This is a genomic window from Gemmatimonadetes bacterium SCN 70-22, assembly GCA_001724275.1.
Taxonomy (GTDB): Bacteria; Gemmatimonadota; Gemmatimonadetes; order Gemmatimonadales; family Gemmatimonadaceae; genus SCN-70-22.
On the sequence record MEDZ01000052.1, the window covers coordinates 1 to 22,800 of the forward strand.

A 22,800-nucleotide genomic window follows, 5' to 3' on the forward strand; every position below is an offset into this window, starting at 1 on the left:
CTGCTCACTCATCGCAGATACTCCCGGCACGGGGTTCGACCGCCAATACCGACCCGTTCGGCGCGCGATGCAAGGGGCACTTATTCAGAGATTCCCTAGAGCGGTTGGAGCGCCCCGATAACTCGGCGCTTTATCCGCCGGGCTCCTCACATCGGCCGGACGCGATTCGTGCGATGCGGACCGCAGTCCAGCACTTCGGGAGAAATCGCGTGTACTCGTCCCTCACCGAGTGGGATCTGCTCGACGCATATCCTCGACAGCTGGCGACCGAGTGGCGCTTCGCCCATGACCCGAAATCGCTGGAGGAGAGCGTCCGCCGGGAGCTCGCGAAAGAAGTTGAAGCCAGGCGAAAGGAGAAGCCGCTCGCGGAGTCGACCCAGCCGCTCATCCGTGCGCTCCGTAAGGAATTGCAGTCCGCGTGTAGTGCCGAACGGCGCGCAGAAGTCGAGCGCCGGATCCAACAGCTGGCGCTCAAGAAGCGCGGCAGTGAAGGGAAGCGCACGCGTGTGGTAAAGGTGGCACGCCCTACACCCTTGACGAAGGACGGAGGTGGGCCGCGCTGGACGGAAACCTGTGTCAACACGGTCTTCCGCGTTGCGTCGTGGCTGCGGAAGCAACGTCTCCTCTCACCATTCGTTCTGTTGCCGCCGGTCGGCTGGCGGGCGACGTTGCGCAGCGACTGGCAGAAGTGGACGGGTCGAGAAGTCCCCGGTAAGTACGAGACTGAGGGCGAGATGTACACGTTCGACGAGTACTCGCGCATGCTGCAGAACCGACATCTCGCCGACCCGAGACTGGCAATGCTGCTTGTCTTCGCGGTCGGCTACCGCGCTGAGCAGGTCGCCCGCCTTCGATGGTCGAATCTCCGCTTTGGAGTGGGCGACGGGAACCAGTGCCAAGTCGTGGTGCCTGGGAGCGGGCGCAAGAAGGGCGAACAGCGTCTGCTCAGCGCGCTGGGTCGCGAAGTCATGAACGTAGCCATGGGAACGGGTCACCTCCGCGAACTCGAGGCTGCGCGAGCCCGGGGGAAGATCGACGACTATCCGCTGTTTCCGGGAGGGAAGCTGCGTGCGGGAGTCCGCGCGTTCCGAGCGGGGGAGATTCCAGTTTCGATGGCGGGCCGGTCGATCCTGTCCATGCTCCGGGAGTTCGAGCGTCTGGTCGGCGTTCCCTCCATTCCCACGCGGGGCACTCGCGGATTCCGTCGCCTCGTCGCGGAGGTGGCTTCCGCCTATTCAAGCGACCCGCTTGTGAAGAATGTCTTCTCAGGCACGAGCGAGCAGATGCGCGAGTCCATCTATCGGAAGCGGCAGCGGCGGCACACGCTGGTCGCCGCACAGGACGCGCATCAGGAGTTCGAGCAGGATTTGCTCACGGGGCGCGACCCGACCGCTCAGGCGGGCGCGGACACTCCGCACTCGCTTCGCGCGATCCGGGGCAGGCCGAGGCCTTAGCCGCGTTCGGCGAGGTGAGCCGACCGGTACATGTCGCCACTTATGGGCCCTTATGGGCCCCAAATTCTCGAGGTCACCGACATGCGTATCGCGACCGCTTCAAGCCAAGACGTCCGCAACCTCTTATTCAACAAGAGGTTGCGGACGTCTTGGCTGTTACCATGTCCCAGTCGGGGCGACTGGATTTGAACCAGCGACCTCCTGCTCCCGAAGCAGGCGCGCTACCGGGCTACGCTACGCCCCGAAACTGCCAGACTGCCAGGTGATGTATGCGCCCTGAGAGACTCGAACTCCCAACCTTCTGATCCGTAGTCAGATGCTCTATCCAATTGAGCTAAGGGCGCTCACCATCAGCGCTTACCGCACCATCACCTGCCGTCCCCGATCGGCTTCGGCTACGATCCGATCGAAGAACGCGGAAGGTAGACACCCCCCGGAGGGTCGTCAAGTGACACGGGGCCGTGCGCCGCCCGTCTCCCGTCTCCCGTCTCCCGTCTCCCGGAAATACCAACGCCCCCGGCATGGCCGAGGGCGTATGGGCGGTACAAGACTCGAACTTGTGACCTCCACGATGTCAACGTGGCGCTCTAACCAACTGAGCTAACCGCCCGATCAACCGCTGAGCTCCCGTTGTCCCGGCCGGCTTCCGCCGTCGTGCGGGTGCACGCGAATGAGGAACTTCTCATACCGTGCATGCACGGCCTGCTCTGCGCTGCGAAGCGGGAAACGGGACTCGAACCCGCGACCCCAACCTTGGCAAGGTTGTGCTCTACCAACTGAGCTATTCCCGCAGACTTCCCGACAGCGTTCCGTGCTCGCGAGCTGCAATCCTTGCCCGGCGGCACGGCCCTTCCACTCTTCCAGGCCGGGTCCTCTCGGCCATGGAGGCGAGGGGAATCGAACCCCTGACCTCTTGAATGCCATTCAAGCGCTCTCCCAACTGAGCTACGCCCCCGCTGGCGACGACGCTGAAATCCGTCGCTTTCAGGAACCGGGAAGTGTATCCGGGAGTAGTAATCATGTCAAGAAATCCACCCTAGCGATTTGGCCAGCGGCCAGTATTTTCCAGCGACTTTTTCCACTCCTGCGTTAGCCTGACGAGGTCCTTCCGGGTTGCAGCGAGTGCCTGTCGAGCGGTACCGGCGCACCGCCTCCCCCTGTTCCACATACTCCAAGTCCCTGAGGACTTTATTCAATGACTGAAGTGAAGCGCCGCCGCCGTCGGACGACCCCACAGGGGATCGCGCCGAGCGAGCCGGAGCGCGACATCCTCGATCAGTACCTCTACGAGGTCAGCACCTACCCGCTGCTCAAGGCGGCGGAGGAAATCGAGCTTGCCCGCAAGATCCGCGCGGGCGACCAGGACGCGCTGCAGGAGCTGGTCAAGCGTAACCTCCGTTTCGTGATTTCGGTCGCCAAGAAGTACCAGAACCGTGGCCTCCCCCTCATCGATCTCATCGGGGAAGGGAACGTCGGCCTCCTCACGGCGGCGCGGAAGTTCGACCCGGACCAGGGGGTGAAGTTCATCTCCTACGCTGTGTGGTGGATTCGCCAGGCCATCCTGTCGTCGCTCGCGCGCCAGGGGCGTACCGTGCGCGTCCCCCTGAACCGCACCGCCGACCTGTCGCGCATCATCAAGGCGTCGGAGATCCTCCGCCAGAAGCTGCGGCGCGAGCCCACGCCGGAGGAGTTGGCGCAGCTGACGGGGCTCTCGGTCGACGTCGTGCAGTCGCTCGCCGCGCTCAACACGGGCGACGTGCGCCTCGACGCCCCGATGGATCCGGAAGGCGACCGGGCCCTCATCGAGCGCTTCGTCGCCGACGAGATGCCGGACACCGAGGAAGAGGCGATGAACCGCTTCCTCTCCGACGAGATCGAGCTTGCGTTGTCCACGCTCCCCCCTCGGGACGCGAAGGTCCTCCGCCTGTATTTCGGGCTCGAGGGCGGGCGCGAGCACACGCTCGAGGAGATCGGTTCGATGCTCGGCGTCACGCGCGAGCGCGTGCGCCAGCTGCGCGATCGCGCCCTCAAGCGCCTGCGCGAGGGCGACGTGGGGCGCGCCCTCTCCAGCTTCGCGGCCTGAGCGTTCCGCTCCCGCGCGTTCAACACCCACGGGCGAGCCTCTCCGGCTCGCCCGTGTTGCGTTCGGCGGGATCGCGCGCGGTGCACGGCGCCGCGTCCCCGCGCCGCGCCCCTTCGTGCTGTTGATTGCCCTCATGTCCCCGCACCGTCCCGTCTTCTCGCCTTTCCGTCCTCTCGTCCTCTCTTGATCTCCCTGAACAACGTCCACAAGGCGTTCGGCCCAAAAAAGGTGCTGCAGGGCTTCACCCTCGACGTCCTCGAGGGGGAGACGATGGTCATCATCGGCTATTCCGGCAGCGGGAAGTCGGTGGCCATCAAGCACATCGTGGGGCTGCTCGAGCCGGACCAGGGGAGCGTGATGGTCGACGGGCTGGAGGTCCCCAAGCTCTCGCGACGTGAGCTGTACGCCCTCCGTGCCCGCATCGGCTACGTGTTCCAGTTCGCCGCGCTGTTCGACTCGCTCAGCATCGGCGAGAACGTCGCCATGGGGCTGCGGAAGCAGGGACAGCTCTCGTCGCGCGAGATCGACGAGCGCGTCCACGAGGTCCTGGAGCTCGTCGATCTCCCGAATGTGCAGGAGCGCTTCCCCGCCGAGCTTTCGGGCGGGATGCGCAAGCGCGTGGGGCTCGCCCGCGCCGTCGCCCTGCGTCCCAAGTACATCCTGTACGACGAACCGACCACCGGGCTCGACCCCGTGACCAGCGCCGTCATCGACGAGCTGATGGTTCGGATGCGCGACAAGCTCGGGGTCACCGGGATCGTGATCACGCACGACATGCGGAGCGCGTATCGCGTGGGGACCAAGATCGCCATGCTCTACGAGGGGAGGGTGCGCCAGGTCGGGACGGTCGATGAGATCCGGAACAGCGAGGATCCCATCGTGCGCCAGTTCGTCGAGGGACGAGCGGAAGTGGACGACGAGTCGTCGCACGGGATCTGAGCGATGGCGCGGAGCGGGGGGAGGGCCCGGGAGGAAGTCTCGGCGGGGGGGGTCGTGGTTCGCGTCGCCGAGGGGCGGCCGCTCTTCCTCCTGATTCGCGATTCGTACCGGAACTGGGGCTTTCCCAAGGGGCATCTCGAGACGGGGGAGACCGCCGACGCGGCGGCCATGCGGGAGGTCGCCGAGGAGACCGGGCTCGAGGTGTTGCGGCTGCGGGGCGAGATCGAGACGATCGACTGGTACTTCCGATTCCGCGGCCGCCTGATCCACAAGGTCTGTCACTTCTACCTGATGGAAACCGACACGGCGGCGACCTGCCCGCAGCGCGACGAGGGGATCACCGCGTGCCGCTGGGAGCCGTTCGAGCGGGCGATCGAGCTGGTGTCGTACGAGAATGCGCGTGCCGTCCTGCGACGCGCGTTCGAACTCGTGAGCGCGACGCCGACCGCTTCCTGAGCGCATGAACGACGTCGCCGCGCCCGGGGCGGTTCCGCTCTCCGTGCTCGTCCTCGCGACGCGCGATCGCGCGCGCCACGTGGTGAAGGACGCCTTCCCGCGTCGTCGCACCCGCCTCTCGCTGGCGCGCAGCGTGCGCGACTTCGAGCGCGCCTTCCGCGTGGGGCTCGTCGATGCGGCCCTCGTCGACCTGGGCGGGGCGACCGAGGACGTGATGCGGGCGATCGAGCTGGCGCGGGAGTTTCCGAGCACCCCGTTCGTCGGGCTGTCGCCGTACCGAGCCAACGACGCGTCGATTGCGGCGCGCGCGGCGGCGTACGACTTCGCCGACCTCGTGGTGGAGGGGGCCGACCGCCACGTGTTGCGGGAGATCGTGACGCAGCGGGCCTTCACCACGCGCTTCGCCGCCGCGCTGGCCGAGCCGCCCGAGGCGCTGCGCCTGGATACCCCCCTTCGGCGCCGCAGCTGGGGCGTGGTGGTGGCCCATGCCGGCCGCACCATCCACACCAGGGTGGTGGCGGCGGCGCTCGGGGTCACGCGCGAGCACCTGAGCCGCGCCTTCGGGGCGGCGGGGGCGCCCAACCTGAAGCGGGTCATCGACCTCATCCGCCTGGCGGCGGCGGCCGAACTGTCGAAGAACCCGGGCTACGACGTCGGCGACGTGGCGCGCGTGCTGGGGTTCGCCTCGTCATCGCACCTGAGCACGACGTCGCAGCGGATCCTGGGGATCCGGCCGACATCACTGGCGCGACTGCGGACCGTGGACCTGGTGGAGCACTTCGTTCACGGCCGGATGCGGAGCCGCCTGGTGACGGTGCGGACGCGGAAGGGGAGCGCGTAGGCGAGGCGGCGCGCGCGCCGTGCGTGGTGCCGCACGGGAAATCGCCCCCCGATTGCTTGAATGCGGCCCAGCCTTGTGATAATTTTCACAAGCTTAACACCTATCGCACCCCGCTTCTTTCCTGCCACGGTCTCGTTATGGCTTCCGATACGATCCTGCGTCCCGGTGAAATCAAGGACATCCTCCTCCGCGAAATCGAGGCGGCGGATCTGCATGCACTCGACGTCGAGGAAGTGGGGACGGTCCTCGAGGTGAAGGACGGGATCGCCCGCATCTACGGCCTCAAGAAGGCGATGGCGGGCGAGATGCTCGAGATCACGTCGTCCGAGACCGGGAACAAGGTCGTCGGCCTGACGCTGAACCTCGAGGAGGACAACATCGGCGCGGTCATCCTCGGCGACTACCTGCAGCTGAAGGAGGGCGACGAGGTGCGGCGCACGGCCCGCGTGCTCGAGGTGCCGGTCGGTCCGGCGCTCGTCGGCCGTGTGGTCGACGCCCTCGGGCGTCCCATCGACGGCAAGGGGCCCGTCGTCACCCCGCACACCCGTCTCGTCGAGTCCCAGGCTCCCGGAATCATCGTTAGGCAGCCGGTGAAGGAGCCCCTGCAGACCGGCATCAAGTCGATCGACGCCATGATCCCGATCGGCCGCGGCCAGCGCGAGCTCATCATCGGCGACCGCGGCACCGGCAAGACGGCCATCGCCGTCGACACGATCATCAACCAGAAGGGGCAGGGGGTCATCTGCGTCTACGTCGCCATCGGGCAGAAGGCGTCGACGGTGGCCTCGGTGGTCGAGAAGCTGCGCCAGCAGGGGGCGCTGGACTACACCATCGTCGTCGTCGCCGCCGCCTCCGATCCGGCGCCGATGCAGTACATCGCGCCGTACACCGGCGCCGCGATGGCCGAGTACTTCATGTACGACGAGGGGCAGGCCACGCTGTGCGTCTACGACGACCTGTCGAAGCAGGCGGCCGCCTACCGCCAGCTTTCCCTGGTGCTCCGCCGCCCGCCGGGGCGCGAGGCCTTCCCCGGCGACGTCTTCTACCTCCACTCCCGCCTCCTCGAGCGCGCCGCGAAGCTGCGGGAGGACGCCGACGTGGTCGACGGCAAGGTGATCAAGAAGCCCGGCGGCTCGCTCACCGCGCTCCCGATCATCGAGACGCAGGCGGGCGACGTGTCGGCCTACATCCCGACCAACGTCATCTCGATCACCGACGGGCAGATCTTCCTCGAGACGGACCTGTTCTACGCCAACGTGCGCCCCGCCATCAACGCCGGCATCTCGGTGTCGCGCGTGGGCGGCTCGGCGCAGATCAAGGCCATGCGCTCGGTGGCGGGGCGCCTCCGCCTGGACCTGGCGCAGTACCGTGAACTCGAGGCCTTCGCCGCCTTCGCGTCGGACCTCGACGCGGCCACCAAGAAGCAGCTCGAGCGCGGCGCCCGCACGGTGGAGGTGCTCAAGCAGCCGCAGTACGCGCCGATGCCGGTGGAGCAGCAGGTGCAGATCATCTACGCGGTCTCCAACGGCTACCTCGACGACGTCGAGGTCGCGAAGGTGCGCGAGTGGGAACGGGCCTTCCTCGACTTCATGGTCGCCCAGTTCCCGCAGGTCGGCGATGCCATCAGGAAGGAGAAGGTGCTCTCGAAGGACACCGAGGCCGCGCTCAAGCAGGGCATCGAGGCGTTCAAGAAGGTGGCGCGCTGATGTCCCTCGCCTTCCCGTCTTCCCGTCCTCTCGTCCTTTAACGAATGGCCAAAGGCAGAGAACTCAAGGCGCGCATCAAGTCGACCGAGAACACCCGGAAGATCACGCGCACGCTCGAGATGGTCTCGACGTCCAAGATGAAGCGGGCGCAGGACCGGGTGCACGCCGCCCGGCCGTATGCGAACGCCCTCACGGAGGTCATTTCGTCGCTGTACACCCCCGAGCTGGCCGAGCGGTTCCCGCTCCTGCGGCAGCCGGCCCGGCCGCGTACCGCGGCCGTGATCCTGATCAATTCCAACCGCGGGCTGGCGGGCGGCTTCAACGCGAACCTGATCAAGGAGACCCGCGCGCAGCTGCAACGCCTGCGCGCGCAGGGGATCGAGGCCGAGCTCCACATCACGGGGCGCAAGGGAATCGGCTACTTCCGCTACCTGGGCGAGCCCCTCGCCACCGCGCGGACCGACATCAGCGACCGCCCGACCTCCGCCGACGCGGCATCGCTCGTGGACGCGCTCATGCAGCGCTTCATCGACGGCTCGCTCGACGCGGTCTACGTGGTCTACGCGCACTTCAAGTCGGTGCTCTCCTGCCCGCCGACCACGGCGCAGGTCCTCCCGGTGATCCCGCCCGAACGCGAGGGGGCGGCGCCGGATTACCTCCTCTTTCCTTCGGCCGAGGAGATCCTCACGGAGCTCCTCCCGTCCTACGTTCGGAACACGATGTATCGTACGCTGGTCGAGACGGCCGCTGCGGAGCACATCGCGCGCCGCACGGCCATGAAGAACGCCACCGACAACGCGACCGAGCTCCTCTCCGTCTACCGCCGCACCTACAACCGTGCCCGGCAGGCGCAGATCACGCAGGAAATCGCGGAAATCGTCGGCGGCGCTGCGGCGCTCGAGTAGGATCGGACGGGAGTCGGGAGACGGAAGTGCCGCTTCGCGGCGCTTCGGGTCGACCGGAGTCCGCCCCCCTGATCGCGATCAAGCCCCGCCCTCACGCAACCGAATTCCCGTCTCCCGTCTCCCGTCTCCCGACCTCTCTTAGCGATATGTCCGCACCCGCTGCCACTCAGACCATCGGCCGCATCGTCCAGGTCATCGGTCCCGTCGTCGACGTGGAATTCGACACCGACGCGCTGCCTGAGCTCTACAACGCGCTCGAGATCCGCGGCAAGACCGACGCGGGCGAGCCGATTCGCGTGGTGGCCGAGGTGCAGCAGCACATCGGACGCAACCAGGTGCGCGCGGTCGCCATGTCGACGACCGACGGCGTCGTCCGCGGCATGGAGGCGCTCGACACCGGCGCCGCCATCTCGGTCCCGGTCGGCTCCGCGGCGCTGGGGCGCATCCTCAACGTCCTCGGCGAGCCGGTGGACAATGGCCCCGAGATCCCGGCGTCGGTCGAGCGCTGGCCGATCCACCGCAAGCGCCCCGACTTCGTCGACCTCGAGCCCAAGACGCAGATCTTCGAGACGGGCATCAAGGTCATCGACCTCATCGCCCCGTTCGTGAAGGGTGGGAAGATCGGGCTCTTCGGCGGCGCCGGCGTGGGCAAGACGGTCGTCATCCAGGAGCTCATCAACAACGTGGCCAAGGGACACGGCGGCAAGTCGGTGTTCTGCGGCGTGGGTGAGCGCACGCGCGAAGGGAACGACCTGTACCTCGAGTTCAAGGAAGCCGGCATCCTCGATTCGGTCGCCCTGATCTACGGGCAGATGAACGAGCCGCCGGGCGCGCGCCTCCGCGTGGGCCTCTCGGGGCTCACGGTGGCCGAGTACTTCCGCGATCGCGAGAACGCCGACGTGCTCGTCTTCATCGACAACATCTTCCGCTTCACGCAGGCGGGTTCCGAAGTCTCGGCGCTCCTGGGACGCATGCCGAGCGCCGTGGGCTACCAGCCGACGCTGGCCACGGAGATGGGCGACCTGCAGGAGCGCATCACCTCGACGCGCAACGGCTCGATCACCTCGGTGCAGGCGATCTACGTCCCCGCCGACGACCTCACCGACCCGGCGCCGGCGACCGCGTTCGCCCACCTCGACGCCACGGTCGTGCTCAACCGCAAGATCACGGAGCTCGGGATCTACCCCGCGGTCGACCCGCTCGACTCGTCGTCGCGCATCCTCGACCCGCAGTTCATCGGCGAGCGCCACTACAAGGTGGCCATCGAGGTGCAGCGCATCCTGCAGCGCTACAAGGAGCTCCAGGACATCATCGCCATCCTCGGCATGGACGAGCTGTCGGAAGATGACAAGAAGGTCGTGGGCCGGGCGCGCCGCCTGCAGCGCTTCATGTCGCAGCCGTTCGCGGTGGCCGAGCAGTTCACGGGAATGAAGGGCGCCTACGTCAAGCTCGAGGAGACGATTTCCTCGTTCGAGCGCCTCTGCGCCGGCGAGTTCGACCAGTACCCGGAGCAGGCGTTCTTCATGTGCGGCGGCGCGGACGACATCATCAAGAACGCCGAGCGCCTCGCCAAGGCCTAACGATGCTCACGGTCTCGGTCATCTCGCCGGAACGGACGTTGTTCGAGGGAGAGGTGTCCTCCCTCACCGCCCCCGCCTTCGATGGCGAAGTGGGGATCCTCACCTCGCACGCGCCGATGATGACGCTGCTGGGGAAGGGGACGCTTCGCCTCGGGGCCAACGGCGCGCAGGGGAGCTTCGCGGTGGAAGGGGGCTTCCTGCAGGTGGTGGACAACCAGGTGCGGGTGGTGACGGAGAAGGCGGAGCAGGTGTAGCCCACCGGCGGCCGAGGCGAAATCGGGCGTGTCCGACCGCTACCTCCTCGGCGTCTCCGCCTTCTACCACGACAGTGCCGCCTGTCTCGTCCGCAACGGCGAGATCGTCGCCGCGGCGCAGGAGGAACGGTTCAGTCGCCGCAAGGGCGACGAGTCGATCCCGTCCCGCGCCGCGGCGTTCTGCTTGCGGCAGGGCGGGATCGAGGCGTCGCGCCTGGATGCGGTCGCCTTCTACGACAAGCCGCTCCTCAAGCTCGACCGCCTCCTCGAGACGTATCTCGCGATCGCCCCGCGCGGGGTCCGCTCGTTCCTGCATGCCGCCCCGCTGTGGAGCCGCCAGCGCCTGACGCTGGAGGGGCAGCTGCGCGCGGCGCTGGGCGGCTATGCCGGGCGCGTCCTGTTCACCGAGCACCACGAGTCGCACGCGGCCAGTGCGTTCTACCCGTCGCCGTTCCCGGAGGCGGCCGTCCTCACGATCGACGGCGTCGGGGAGTGGGCCACCGCCAGCATCGCGCACGGCGAGGGCCACCGGCTGCGCGTCCTGCGCGAGCTGCACTTCCCCGATTCGCTCGGGCTCCTGTACTCGGCCTTCACGTACCACGCCGGGTTCCGGGTGAACTCGGGCGAGTACAAGCTGATGGGGCTCGCCCCCTATGGCGAGCCGCGATACGTGGACGCGATCTACCGCCACCTGCTGTCGCTGCGCGACGACGGGTCGTTCACCCTTGACCAGCGCTACTTCGACTACATGGGCGGGCTGGCGATGACGAACCGGCGCTTCTCGGCGCTGTTCGGCGGCCCGCCCCGCGTCCCGGAGTCACCGCTGACGCAGCGGGAGATGGACCTTGCCCGCTCGGTGCAGGAGGTGTGCGAGGAGGTGGTGCGCCGCATGGCCCGCACGGCGTTGCAGGTGACGGGGAGCCGGCGCCTCTGCCTGGCGGGGGGCGTGGCGCTCAACGCCGTGGCCAACGGGAAGCTGGTGCGCGAAGGGGTGGCCGATGCGCTCTGGGTGCAGCCCGCCGCCGGCGACGCGGGGGGCGCACTGGGGGCGGCGCTCCTGGCCTGGCATCGCTACTTCGAGGGGGCGCGCGTGGCCGATGGCCGGCACGACGGGATGCGCGGGGCGCTGCTCGGGCCCGGCTACGATGCCGCGGCGGTCCGTTCCGCGCTCGAGGGCGAGGGGGCGGTGATGCACGAGCTGTCGCGCGAGGGGGTGGTGGCGCGCACCGCCGAGGCGCTCGCCGCCGGGCAGGTGGTGGGGTGGTTCGACGGGCGCATGGAGTTCGGGCCGCGCGCGTTAGGCGCCCGCAGCATCCTGGCCGATCCGCGCGCGCCGCACATGCAGGCCACGATCAACCTCAAGGTGAAGTTTCGCGAGGGGTTCCGCCCCTTCGCCCCGGCCGTCCTCGCGGAGCGCGCGCGGGAGTACTTCGCGCTCGACGCCCCATCGCCCTACATGCTCCTGGTGGCCCCGATCGTGCCGGCGCGGCGCACCCCGCCCCGCGACAGCGGGGCCTGGGGGATCGATCGCCTCAACGAGCCGCGCTCCGACATCCCGGCGGTCACGCACCTCGACTACTCGGCGCGGTTGCAGACGGTGACGCGCGAGGCGTCACCCGGGTTGCACGCCCTGCTGGTGGCGTTCGAGGCACGCACCGGGTGCCCCGTGCTGGTGAACACCTCGTTCAACGTGCGCGGCGAGCCGATCGTCTGCAGTCCGCGCGATGCGTACGCCTGCTTCATGCGGACCGACCTCGACGTGCTGGCGATCCCCCCGTTCCTCCTCTTCAAGGGGGAGCAACCCTCCACCGACCCGGCGCGATGGCAGGCGACGCTCATCCCCGACTGACCGCGCGCGAGGGGAGGCAATTCGCGCTCACGGTGGCCGCGGGATTCGCCGTGCTTGGCGCCGTGGCCCTGCTTCGGTCACGGCCGGCGCCGGGGCGGGTCCTGTTCGCGGTGGCCGGCGTCTTCGCGGCGCTGGCCCTCCTCGTCCCCCGCCGACTCGCCCCGCTCCGCGCGGCGTGGATGGCGCTCGGCGTGGCGCTCTCCCGCGTCACCGCGCCAGTATTCTACGCGCTGGTATACTGGGTGGTGCTGACCCCGATCGGTATCGTCCGCCGCACGCTCGGCCGCTCGCCGCTGGCGCGCGAAGCGCGGGCGGCGAGCTACTGGGTCACGCGCGATGCGGTCGACGACGAGGCGGCACGCCGCCGGCTGGAGCGGCAGTTCTGAGACGACGGGCGAGAGAAACGGCATGCTGAACGTGATGCGCGAGCTGTGGGCCTTCATGCGGGAGCGCAAGAAGCTGTGGCTCCTGCCCATCGTGGCGATCCTGGTGCTGTCGGGGGCGCTCCTCGTCGCGGTGCAGGGGTCGGCGCTGGCACCCTTCATCTACTCGATCTTTTGAGTCGCAGGCGACGGGAGGGGGAGGGGGAGGGGAAGCGTGCGGCGTCCGGGGCGCGCGCCCCGCGGCACGCCGCGGGTTCCGCGTCGGAGTCGGGGCGTTCGCCAGGCAGGGCGGCGCAGGGGCGTCGCGCCGGGCTCACGCCCGCGCGGCGACGCGTGTTCCTGGCCATCACGCTCCTCGTGCCGTTCATCCTGCTGGGCATGGCGGAGGGGGCGTTGCGCCTGTTCGGCCCCGACACCTCGTTCCCGCTCTTCGTCCCCGCCGTGGTGGGAGACGGCCGGTACCTGGTGGCCAACCCCCAGGTGGGGCGGCGGTACTTCGGCCCGACGGCGAACGCGCCGGCCCCGCCGGCGGAGTTCTTCGCCAGCCGCAAGCCGGCCAACGGGTTCCGGCTCTTCGTGATGGGCGAATCCACCACCGCCGGCTTCCCGTACCCGCGCAACGGGACCTTCTCCCGGCTGTTGCGGGACGCGCTGCGCGACGTCCTCCCGGGCGACTCGGTGGAGGTGATCAACCTTGGCATTGCCGCCACCAACAGCGTCGCGATGCGCGACCTGGCCGGCGAGGTGGTGGCGGCCCATCCCGACGCCGTGCTCGTGTATGCCGGGCATAACGAGTACTACGGCGTGCTGGGCGCCGCCTCGGCACGGGGCGGGGCGCTGGCGCCGGTCCTGGTGCGCGCCTCGCTTCAGCTGCAACGCCTCCGCCTCGGGATGGCGGTGCGCCGCGTGCTGGCGGGGAGCCCCGACGCGGCCGCCGACTCGGCGCCGAGCTTCATGGAGGTGCTCGCCCGCGATCGCGAGGTCGTGCTCGACGGCGACCTGTTCGAGCGCGGCGCGGCGCAGTACGGGGCCAATCTCGGCGCCCTGCTCGCCACCTTCCGGCGTGCCGGCATCCCGGTGTTTGTCGCCAGCCAGGCCAGCAACGTGCGCGACCAGGCTCCGTTCGCCTCGCCCTCGAACGCGGCGGCCGACACGGCCTACGCCGGGGCGCGCGCCGCCCTCGCCGGGGGGGACTCGTCGGCGGCGCGCGACGGCTTCGCCCGGGCGCGTGACCTCGACGTGGTGCGCTTCCGTGCCCCGGGACGATTCACCTCCATCGTGCGGGAGGCGGCGGCGCAGGGGGGGGCGCGCTACGTCCCGGTCGAGGAACGGTTCGCGTCGGCAAGCGGCGGGATGCCCGGGCGCGACCTCTTCCTCGAACATGTGCACCCCAATCGCGACGGGGTGACGCTCCTGGCGCGTGCCTTCTACGAGGCCCTGGATTCCACGGACTTCCTGGGGCGGCGCGCCGATCGCGCCCGTTTCCGGGGGTGGGAGGCGTACCAGCGCGGGTCGGCGCTGACGCCATTCGACGAGCGCGTCGCGTACCATACCGTCCAGACGCTGGTGTCACGGTGGCCCTTCGTCCCCGTCGCCGAGCAGCGCGATTACCGCGCGACGTATCGCCCCCTGGGGATGGCCGACAGCCTCGCCCTCCTGGTGTCGCGCGGGGGAGTGCGCTGGGAGGAAGCCAAACTGCAGATTGCGGCCGACTTCGAGCGGCGCGGCGTTCCCGACTCGGCGGCGACCGAGTACCAGGGGCTGGTGCGCGACCAACCGTGGGCCGAGTACCCACGCCGCCTCCTGGCGCGCGCGCTCCTGCAGGAGGGCGATGTCGAAGACGCCGAGCGGGAGTTGCGCGAGGCGTTGCAGCTGGAGCCGTCGGCGGCCGGGGCGCTGGCGCTGGGGCAGCTCCTGTTGCAGCGCAAGGAGGTGAGCGGGGCGCTCCCCTTCCTCGAGCAGGCCGTCCGGCTGGAGCCCGGCAATACGGCGGCACTGTACCAGCTGTCGCTGGCCTATGGCCTGGCGCGCGACATCGACCGGGCGCGAAGCACGGCGCTCGCCCTGGCGCGCCTCGATCCGCGGTATCCGGGGCTCGCGGGGTGGATGGCGGCGATCGGGCTCGCGCGGTAGGGACCGCCATCGCGGCGTGGCGGGTATCAGGGATGGCGGCGTCCGATCGGGGCTCGTCACCCGAGTGTTTCGCAATCGGCCCCGCCGTCCTATCGTAAGGGCAGTCTCGGTGTCCTCGTGCTGAACCCCAGGATTTCCCGCGCCATGTGGCAGCGATCGTGGCGACCCGTCGTGGTTGCCCTGCTTGGTGTGATCGCGTGCGGGACGTTCGTGCGAGCGCAGGGGGCGTCGGTGCGTGGTGTGGTGCGCGACACGCTTGGCCTGGCGATCGCCGGGGCCGAGGTGACGGTGGAGGGGGGGCGAGGGGGGACGGTCTCCGGGGAGGATGGCTCCTATGTCCTGCGCGGGGTCGAGATGGGGAACCGGCGTCTCCGTGTGCGTCGACTCGGCTTCCGCCCCGCCGCGATGGACATCGAGGTGCCGGCAGACGGCTTGTCGGCCGTCGACATCCAGCTCGTCCAGGTGGTGCAGCAGCTGGCGCCGGTCGCCGTCCTCGCGCGCAAGGACGCCTTCGAGTATCGCCTTGCCGGCTTCTACGAGCGGCAGGAGAGAAAGGTCGGGCATTTCGTCTCGCGCGAACGGATCGAGCGGACGCACTCGTTCTCGTTCACCGACCTCTTGCGGGAGATTCCGGGGGTGAAGATTCGCCCCATCGGGTCGATCATCAAGGCCGTGCGACTGCGCGGCGCGAGTTGTCCGCCGCTCGTCTTCCTTGACGGGACTCCGGCCCCCGCCGCCGAATTCGACCTGGAGTCGATCGATCCGGCGATGGTGGAGGGGGTCGAGGTGTACTCCGGGTCGGCGACCGTACCAGCCGAATTCGCTGGGCCGCGCAACCTCGACCGGTGCGGCGTCGTCGCCATCTGGTCACGCCCCTTCCGCTCGCGCGCGCGCCGGGTGACGGGGGAGTCCGTGGACGCGCGCGCCTCTGTGGACCTGGCGGAGCTCGTCAGGCGTGGTCAGGTGTTCACGGCGGCGCAGGTCGACACGGCGGTGTCGATGATCGCGGGTGGTTTGACCCCGGAGTACCCGCTTTCGCTCCTGAAGCAGGGGAGGAGCGGGCGTGTCCTCGCCGAGTTCGTGGTGGATACGCTCGGCGAAGTAGCGCGCGGGACGGTGGGGATCGTCGCGTCGACGCACCCCCTGTTCTCGCTCGCCGCGCGCGAGGCGCTGGCGCACGCCCAGTTCGCCCCCGCTTGGCGGGGCGGGAACCACGTCGCGCAGGTCGTGCAGCTCCCGATCGAGTTCGTGCATCCGGATCGGCGATAGCTCCGACCAGTCTGCTAGATGAAGATGCCCCAACGACTTCGCCTGCGCCGTGCGCGGGGAAGCGCCCGCGCCGCGTAAAGATCGGCGCTGCTCTTACCACCCGATCGGGCAGGGGCGCCTGCGGCGCCGCAAGGGGCAATTGTATACAAAAATACACGCAAGTCGTTGCCCCTCAGCGTGATAGCGCTGGTGGGAATTGGCGAATTCCCTCTTGACGGGTGGGTGGGTATGGCCGAGGTTCCGGGCGTCGAAAATCCCGAAAATCACATGCGGGATGGTTCGGCGTCACCCTCAGCCTTTGGGAGGTCCTCATCCAAGTATCGATTGTTGGTCGTTCCGGCACGTGCACTCGCAACATCACCCCACACCCCCCCACCCCCAATCACATGCGAAGCTTGCCAGGTCTGAAGGGCGCCTTCGCGCGCATCCTCGCACTCGCCCTGCTCGCGGGCGTGTCCGGCGAGGCGCTCGCACAGGCGGCCACCATCTCGGGACGGGTGACCACCACGGAAGGGCAGCCGATAGTCGGCGCCAACGTGCTGATCCCCTCCCTCAACGCCGGCACCACCAGCGGCGCCAACGGTGTGTACCAGTTCGCCGTCCCCGAGTCGCAGGCCAATGGCCAGCGCGTGACGCTCACGGCCCGCTTCATCGGCTACACGCCGATCAGCCGGCAGATCACGCTGAGCCCCGGGACGCAGACCCAGAATTTCGAACTCAAGACCGACCCGTTCCGCCTGGAAGAAATGGTGGTGACGGGGGTCGCCGAGGCGACCTCGGTCAAGAAGATGGCGATGTCGGTCGGGCGCGTGACCGAAGAGCAGATCAAGAACGTCCCGGCGTCGTCGCCACTGGCGGCGTTGGCCGGCAAGGTCTCCGGGGCGCGCATCGCCGTCGGCACCGGTAACCCGGGTGCCGCGCCGACCATCCGCCTCCGCGGGTCGACCAACCTCACCGTCGGCAACAACAACCCGCTGGTGCTGGTCGACGGCGTCATCACCACCAACTCGCTGGCCGACATCGACGCCAACGACATCGAGAGCGTCGAGGTCCTCAAGGGGGCGGCCGCCGCCTCGTACTACGGCTCCAACGCCGCCAACGGCGTGGTGAACATCACCACCAAGCGCGGGAAGAACCTGCAGGACAACAAGATCTCCTTCTCGTCCCGCAGCGAGTATGGGCAGTCGGGCGTGTACAACTTCGTCCCGCTCAACCAGCACCACAACTTCGAGCTCAACGCCGACGGCTCCATCAAGACCACGGCGGGCGGACAGCGCGTGATCAAGGCCGACGGGATCGCCGACAATCCGTATCCGTCGAGCGGCCCCGACGCCTGGCGCAACCAGCTCGAGACCTGGATGCAGGACGGCGCCTTCTACCTCCAGAACTTCCAGCTGGGGCTGCGCCGCGGGAGCACCAACCTCAACTCGTCGTTCACGACCGACCACAACCAGGGGGTTCTCCCCTTCACCTCTGGGCAGCACCGCCAGAACCTCCGCCTCAACGTCGACCAGGCGTTGGGCGCCAAGGCCGACTTGTCGGCGTCGTTCACGTACGGGCTCAACAACAACGACTACGACCCGACCAGCACCGACGGTTGGTTCGCCCTGTTGCAGGCGCCGCCCGACCTCGACCTCAAGAACCCGAACCCGACGGTCAGCGACGTCCCGTACTTCCCGCTCCTCCCGGACGCGAAGGCGAAGAACGCGCGCGGCAACCCGCTGTATCAGCTCAAGAACGAGGACTACAACCTGCGCCGTGAGCGCATCCTGGGCTCCTTCGCCCTGCGCTACCGGCCGTTCGAGTGGCTCAACCTCGACGCCAACTACGGTACCGACCGCGCCAACATCCGCACGCGCAGGTACCAGTTCCGCGGCTACCTCAACGAGGGCGGTTCGCCCAGCACCGGGTACCTGGACCAGCGGCAGAGCAACAACCTCTCCGAGAACCTCCAGTTCAACGCCACCACCCGGAAGCTCCTGTTCAGCAACCTCCTGTCGACGACGCGCCTGTCCTATCTGCGCGAGACGCTCGACAACATGAACACGGGGGCGTACGGCTCCAAGCTGAACGTCAGCGCCGTTCCGGACCTCGACGCGCTCGACCCGACGCAGAACACGATCTTCTCGGGGCAGAACACGCAGCGGACGATCAACTACTTCGTCTCGCAGGTCTTCGACTTCAAGGATCGCTACATCCTCGACGCGCTCTACCGCCGTGACGGCTCGTCGCTGTTCGGCCCCAACGAGCGGTGGCAGAACTTCTACCGCGTGGCCGGCGCCTGGCGTGTCACCGAGGACATCCGCATCCCGGGCATCCAGGAGCTCAAGCTCCGCGCCGCTCGCGGGACGGCGGGGCTCCGCCCCGAGTTCTCGGACCAGTACGAGACCTACTCGCTCAGCAGCGGCCAGATCAGCAAGCAGCAGCTGGGCAACAAGAACCTGAAGCCGGCCATCCAGACCGAGAACGAGTACGGCCTCAACGTGCAGTTCCTGGATCGCTTCGACTTCGAGCTCGTGCGCGCCGAGCGCGTGACCAAGGGGGCCTTCCTCGCGGTCCCGCTCTCGCTGGCCCAGTCGGGTGGCTTCCTCCGTCAGGTGCGGAATGCCGCGGACGTGAGCGCCCAGACGTGGGAAGTGTCGCTGCAGACGCGCGTCATCGACACGGACGACTTCTCCTACTCGTTCTCGCTCACCGGCGACAACACCAAGCAGAAGATCGACCACATGGACTCGGCGCCGTTCCGCCGCAATGCGACCACGGCGCAGGGGCAGGACGTCTTCTACTACAAGAGCGGCGAGAAGCTCGGCATCATCTATGGCACCAAGTGGGTGCGCAGCTTCGCGCAGCTCAAGGAGAACCCGGCCAACGCCAACGCGAATCCGGCGGACTACGTGGTGAACTCCGACGGGTACCTCGTCTCCGCCTCCAAGCTCGGCAAGTCGACCGAGGCGCCGATCGCCTACGTGAACGCGGCCGGTGAGACGCAGCACGTGATCGGTGACGTGAACCCGGACTTCTCGTTCGGCTTCGCCAACAACGTCCGCTGGCGCAACTTCAGCGTCTACGCGCTCCTCGACGGCGTGAAGGGTGGCGACATCTACAACTTCACCAAGCAGTGGATGTACCAGGACGAGCGCCATGGGACGCAGGACCAGTCCGGGCGCCCGCAGAAGGATCGTCGCCCGCTGGCGTTCTACTCTGCCGGGCTGTACAACGGCCTCGTGGCCAGCGACCACTTCGTCGAGGACGGCTCGTATGCGCGCCTCCGCGAGCTGTCGGTCGCGTACAACATGAGCCAGAGCATGCTCTCGCGCCTCGGGCTCAACCGGACGATCAAGGGGGCCAAGATCGCCTTCATCGGCCGCAACGTCTTCACCTGGACGGGCTACTCCGGCTTCGACCCGGAAGTCACGGCTGGCGGTGACTTCAACTTCCGCATCGACGGATTCCGCTACCCGAACTTCCGCACGTTCACCGGTCAGATCGAGCTGCAGTTCTGAGCCGCCCACACGGAGCCTAACTACTGATGCGAAACCATAGCTACCTGAGGTTCCTTGGCGCCGCCGCGCTCCTCGCGGCGGGCGCCTGCGCGGACCTCGACGTGACCAACCCCAACCAGCCGGACATCAAGCGCGCGCTGGGCTCGGGCGAGGACGTCAAGAACATCGCCATCTCCACGATGAACTCGTGGTACCTGGCGCAGACCCATTACGAGCCGTGGACCATGCTGTCGACGACGGCCGACATGGGGACGTCGAACTTCGGCAACTTCGGCATGCGCTTCAACAACCTGGAGCCGCGTGCTGAATACGTGAACAACTCGGCGGGCGGCGATCGCATGGTCACCGAGCGGCCGTGGAACGGCTACTACGGCACCCTGGGGGCGGCGAACGACGTCCTCATCGCCATTGCCAACGGCGTCGAAGTGCCGAACGGTGAGACCGCGAAGTACAAGGCACTCGCCGCCTTCGCGCAGGCCGCATCGCTCTCCGACTTGTCGCTGATCTTCGACCAGGCGTTCGTGGTCGACGAGACCACGACTGGCACGACGCCGGAGTTCAAGGGCTACAAGGACGTGGCAGCGAATGCGCTCGCCAAGTGGGATGCCCTCATCACCTCGCTCAACGGGACGAACTACACGTGGGAGCCCACGGTCCTCCCGCTATCGGCCGGGGCGCTCAACAGCTCGATCCTGCAGCGCCTCTCCAACACGATGGCGGCCCGTCTCCTGGCCTACACCCCGCGCTCGGCGGCCGACAACGCCACCGTGAACTGGGCCAAGGTCGTCTCGTATGCCGAGAAGGGGATCACCGGCACCTCGGGGACCCCGATCGACATCAACGTCGTCGGCGACGACTGCAACAACTGGTGCTCGCTGTTCGTGTACTACAACAACGAGCCCTCGTGGATGCGCGTGGACATGCGGTTGATCAACCTCATGGACCCCAACTCCCCGGCGAAGTACACCGGCACGATGCCGCCGAAGGGGTCGTCGCCCGACGCCCGCCTGGAGTCGGACTTCCAGTACCATGGGACGGTGATCGGCGATCCGGCGCGCGGCATCTACATGCAGAGCCCGTACTCGCACAAGCGCTATCGCTTCCACGCCCGCACCTCGCCGACGTCGGGCGAAGGGCCGGCGCCGCTCATCCTGGGCGCCGAGAACGACCTGCTGTGGGCCGAAGGACTCATCCAGTCCAACGGTGACCTGGCCAAGGCCGCCGCGCTCATCAACAAGACGCGTGTCGGCCGAGGCAACCTTGCCCCAGCGACGGCTGCCGACGGCAAGGCGGGGCTGCTCGCCAAGCTGTACTACGAGCGGCAGGTCGAGCTGTTCAACACCAGCGGCGTGGAGCTCTGGGACGGGCGCCGCACCGATCGCGTGCAGGCCGGAACGGTGCGCCACCTTCCCGTGCCGGCCAAGGAGCTCGAGATCCTGCGCCTCCCGATCTACACCTTCGGTGGCGTGGGCAAGCCGGATCGCAACATCAGCGAGTCGTTCAACGTCGCGCTGAACCAGGCGCTCGAGGTGGCGCGCCAGGACAACGCGGCGATGCGTAGCCGGCTGCGCGCGGCGACGAGCCAGGGATTCCTGCGCTAGTCGACGTTCGCGTGAACAGGAAGGGCGCGTCCCCAACCGGGGGCGCGCCCTTCTGTTGATTGTCCGTGAGTGCCGTCCCTAGCGGGAGGAATCGCGGCGCGCCAGGCGGCGGCGCGTCGCTTCCTCCGACTATCTCTTGAGGTTGGCGCAGGTGATCACGTTGCTCAGCTCCTGCCCGCCGTTGTAGACGTTGACGTGGTACTCCCCGCTCTCGGGGAGGGAGAGTGAGAGCTCCGTGTCGAGTTGCGCGCGCCCGTCGGAGCCGACCTCGATGATCGGGAAGTTGTCGATGGGGAGGACGGGAAGTCCGCCACTCCCGCATCGCCCCGGGACGAGCGCCCACTGCACGATGAACGAGCTCCCCCCGGACTGGCTGGTGAAGCTCAGGCGTACGCGCGTGCGCTCTGGAGCCCCCTCGGCGCTGGCGAGCGACACGGTGCCGTAGATGCGCGACTGGACCCGCATCGCGACGTTGGAGGAGCGCACCTGCACGGGGGTGAAGTTCCCCGACCAGCGGATCTTCCTCTGCTCGGTGGAGGCCCCGGATGACTGGGCGGCGCCGACCGACGGAATGGTGACCGCCATCACGAGGAGGGCGAGCGAGTGCCGCCGCAGGGTTGGGAGTCGCATGGGAGAGTGGGGGGAAGCGTGAAGATGCGCGCGGGGCAAGGTCGAACGCTCGGGCGTGGAGGGACGGGCGTGAATGGCTTCGTCCCATCGGTAATCTACCCTCCGCGCGGGGCGTTGGTCCCCCGGCCGGAGGGGCGCCGGGTCGCCGGACCGCTGGGGGGCGGACCGCTGGGGGGCGGGGCGCGCGGGGGGTGAGCGTGCGCGAGGACGCGAGGACGCGAGGACGCGAGGACGCGAGGACGCGAGGACGCGAGGACGCGAGAGCGTGATGGCGCGGCGCCCGTGACCAAGGGGAGGGATTCGCCGCGCGCGGGCGCTTGCGTTAGGCGTGGGTGCCTGACGAATCTTCCCTTGTCCTGTGGCGTACTACAGGGCTCGACCGTGCCCCCGCAGGGGGTGTCGTCTCGCACTCTTCCGGGCGCCCCTTCGCCCGTGCCTCGAGGACTACACATGCAGGGATCCGATTCCCCGCGGATGACGGAGGGCCGCGCCGGCCGCCGGAACCGCCGCCTCCCGCGCTTCGTCGCCGCCGCTGCCGCCATCGCCGTCGCCGTATGCCTGGCTGCGAGTGATGGCCAGGCACAGGCCTGGGCGTATCCATCCTTCCAGCCCCCCACGCTCACCCCCCGCGAGTTCAACTTCGGGATCGCCGACGCGGGGAATGCGGGGACGAGCATCCTCTTCCAGTGGCGAGAGGGGTTCGCGCCCCGTTCGCAGTTCTCGCTCGACATCGGCGTGGGTGATCCCGATGCGCGCGGGGCCGACAACGTCCTCTTCCTCGGGGGGCAGTACGCCTACCAGATCGCGAAGGCGAGCGCGGATGTCCCGCTCGACTTCCTCCTCACCGCCGGTGCCGGCTTCGCCTTCGGCAACAACACCACGCTGCGCGTCCCGGTTGGGGTCTCGATCGGGCATCGCTTCCCGCTCGACGGGACGGTCGCGCTCACGCCCTACGTACACCCCAGGATGTCGCTCGACTTCTGCGGCGGGTGCAACGGCGACGAGTCGCAGATCGGGATCAGCTTCGACGTGGGGGCCAACCTGGAGCTGACGCGCGTCCTCGCGATTCGCGGGACGGCATTCTTCGGCGGCTCCGATCGGTTCGGCGAGGACGGGCTCGGGATCTCGCTCGTCTGGACCCCTCCGGGACTCAGGCGTTAGGCGCGCGGCGCCGCCGCGGCGGCGCCACTCGTGCGGGGTGGGAGCGATGGGCT

17 protein-coding genes and 5 tRNA genes are annotated in these 22,800 nt (G+C 68.4%); 16 read left to right on the forward strand and 6 right to left on the reverse strand.

The annotated features are described in order from the left end of the window. Positions 1–173: 173 nt before the first annotated feature. Entirely contained in the window at positions 174–1,454 is a 1,281-nt protein-coding gene (locus ABS52_17570) for a hypothetical protein (protein ID ODT00935.1), read from the forward strand. 170 nt (positions 1,455–1,624) lie between these two features. Here ABS52_17570 and ABS52_17575 read toward each other — a convergent pair. The 5 genes from ABS52_17575 to ABS52_17595 all read right to left on the reverse strand — a co-directional run bounded on the left by ABS52_17575 (position 1,625) and on the right by ABS52_17595 (position 2,409). Next, a tRNA-Pro gene (locus tag ABS52_17575) sits at positions 1,625–1,698 on the reverse strand. A gap of 26 nt (positions 1,699–1,724) precedes the next feature. Continuing rightward, a tRNA-Arg gene (locus tag ABS52_17580) sits at positions 1,725–1,798 on the reverse strand. Positions 1,799–1,990: 192 nt separating this feature from the next. Next, a tRNA-Val gene (locus ABS52_17585) sits at positions 1,991–2,064 on the reverse strand. Positions 2,065–2,172: 108 nt separating this feature from the next. After that, a tRNA-Gly gene (locus tag ABS52_17590) sits at positions 2,173–2,245 on the reverse strand. A gap of 91 nt (positions 2,246–2,336) precedes the next feature. Next, positions 2,337–2,409: transfer RNA gene (locus ABS52_17595), tRNA-Ala, on the reverse strand. Between the two features lie 285 nt (positions 2,410–2,694). Here ABS52_17595 and ABS52_17600 point away from each other — a divergent pair. From ABS52_17600 to ABS52_17665, 14 genes are all read left to right on the forward strand, one after another. Beyond that, entirely contained in the window at positions 2,695–3,537 is an 843-nt protein-coding gene (locus ABS52_17600; protein ODT00951.1) for an RNA polymerase subunit sigma, read from the forward strand. A 183-nt stretch (positions 3,538–3,720) separates the two neighbouring features. Next, entirely contained in the window at positions 3,721–4,476 is a 756-nt protein-coding gene (locus ABS52_17605) for an ABC transporter ATP-binding protein (protein ID ODT00936.1), read from the forward strand. Positions 4,477–4,479: 3 nt separating this feature from the next. Next, entirely contained in the window at positions 4,480–4,932 is a 453-nt protein-coding gene (locus ABS52_17610; GenBank protein ID ODT00937.1) for a hypothetical protein, read from the forward strand. A 4-nt stretch (positions 4,933–4,936) separates the two neighbouring features. After that, positions 4,937–5,773, forward strand: a complete 837-nt coding sequence (locus ABS52_17615) for a hypothetical protein (protein ODT00938.1) — start codon at positions 4,937–4,939, stop codon at positions 5,771–5,773. Positions 5,774–5,910: 137 nt separating this feature from the next. Beyond that, entirely contained in the window at positions 5,911–7,479 is a 1,569-nt protein-coding gene (locus ABS52_17620) for a F0F1 ATP synthase subunit alpha (GenBank protein ID ODT00939.1), read from the forward strand. A gap of 44 nt (positions 7,480–7,523) precedes the next feature. Beyond that, positions 7,524–8,384, forward strand: coding sequence for an ATP synthase F1 subunit gamma (locus tag ABS52_17625; protein ODT00940.1), 861 nt, complete (start codon positions 7,524–7,526; stop codon positions 8,382–8,384). Positions 8,385–8,530: 146 nt separating this feature from the next. Further along, positions 8,531–9,964: a F0F1 ATP synthase subunit beta gene (locus ABS52_17630; protein ID ODT00941.1), complete on the forward strand. Its 1,434-nt coding sequence runs from the start codon at positions 8,531–8,533 to the stop codon at positions 9,962–9,964. 2 nt (positions 9,965–9,966) lie between these two features. Beyond that, entirely contained in the window at positions 9,967–10,218 is a 252-nt protein-coding gene (locus tag ABS52_17635; protein ODT00942.1) for an ATP synthase F1 subunit epsilon, read from the forward strand. 28 nt (positions 10,219–10,246) lie between these two features. Beyond that, positions 10,247–12,067, forward strand: a complete 1,821-nt coding sequence (locus ABS52_17640) for a hypothetical protein (protein ODT00943.1) — start codon at positions 10,247–10,249, stop codon at positions 12,065–12,067. Continuing rightward, on the forward strand, positions 12,040–12,453 hold the full coding sequence (locus ABS52_17645; protein ODT00944.1) for a hypothetical protein: 414 nt from the start codon (positions 12,040–12,042) through the stop codon (positions 12,451–12,453). Before ABS52_17640 ends, ABS52_17645 begins: the two co-directional genes overlap by 28 nt. A gap of 330 nt (positions 12,454–12,783) precedes the next feature. Further along, positions 12,784–14,583 carry a hypothetical protein gene (locus tag ABS52_17650; GenBank protein ID ODT00945.1) on the forward strand — a complete coding sequence of 600 codons (1,800 nt, stop codon included), beginning with the start codon at positions 12,784–12,786 and terminating at the stop codon, positions 14,581–14,583. Between the two features lie 144 nt (positions 14,584–14,727). Then, positions 14,728–15,852 carry a hypothetical protein gene (locus ABS52_17655; protein ID ODT00946.1) on the forward strand — a complete coding sequence of 375 codons (1,125 nt, stop codon included), beginning with the start codon at positions 14,728–14,730 and terminating at the stop codon, positions 15,850–15,852. A gap of 386 nt (positions 15,853–16,238) precedes the next feature. Beyond that, complete coding sequence (locus ABS52_17660; protein ID ODT00947.1) at positions 16,239–19,355, forward strand: hypothetical protein; 3,117 nt, start codon at positions 16,239–16,241, stop codon at positions 19,353–19,355. Positions 19,356–19,381: 26 nt separating this feature from the next. Continuing rightward, positions 19,382–20,956, forward strand: a complete 1,575-nt coding sequence (locus ABS52_17665; protein ODT00948.1) for a hypothetical protein — start codon at positions 19,382–19,384, stop codon at positions 20,954–20,956. A 129-nt stretch (positions 20,957–21,085) separates the two neighbouring features. On the opposite strand, the gene ABS52_17670 is transcribed toward ABS52_17665, so the two are convergent. Then, positions 21,086–21,586, reverse strand: coding sequence for a hypothetical protein (locus tag ABS52_17670; GenBank protein ODT00949.1), 501 nt, complete (start codon positions 21,584–21,586; stop codon positions 21,086–21,088). A gap of 450 nt (positions 21,587–22,036) precedes the next feature. Here ABS52_17670 and ABS52_17675 point away from each other — a divergent pair, with 450 nt between their 5' ends. Continuing rightward, a complete protein-coding gene (locus tag ABS52_17675) occupies positions 22,037–22,747 on the forward strand; it encodes a hypothetical protein (protein ID ODT00950.1) in 711 nt (236 codons plus the stop codon). The last annotated feature ends 53 nt before the right edge of the window (positions 22,748–22,800 follow it).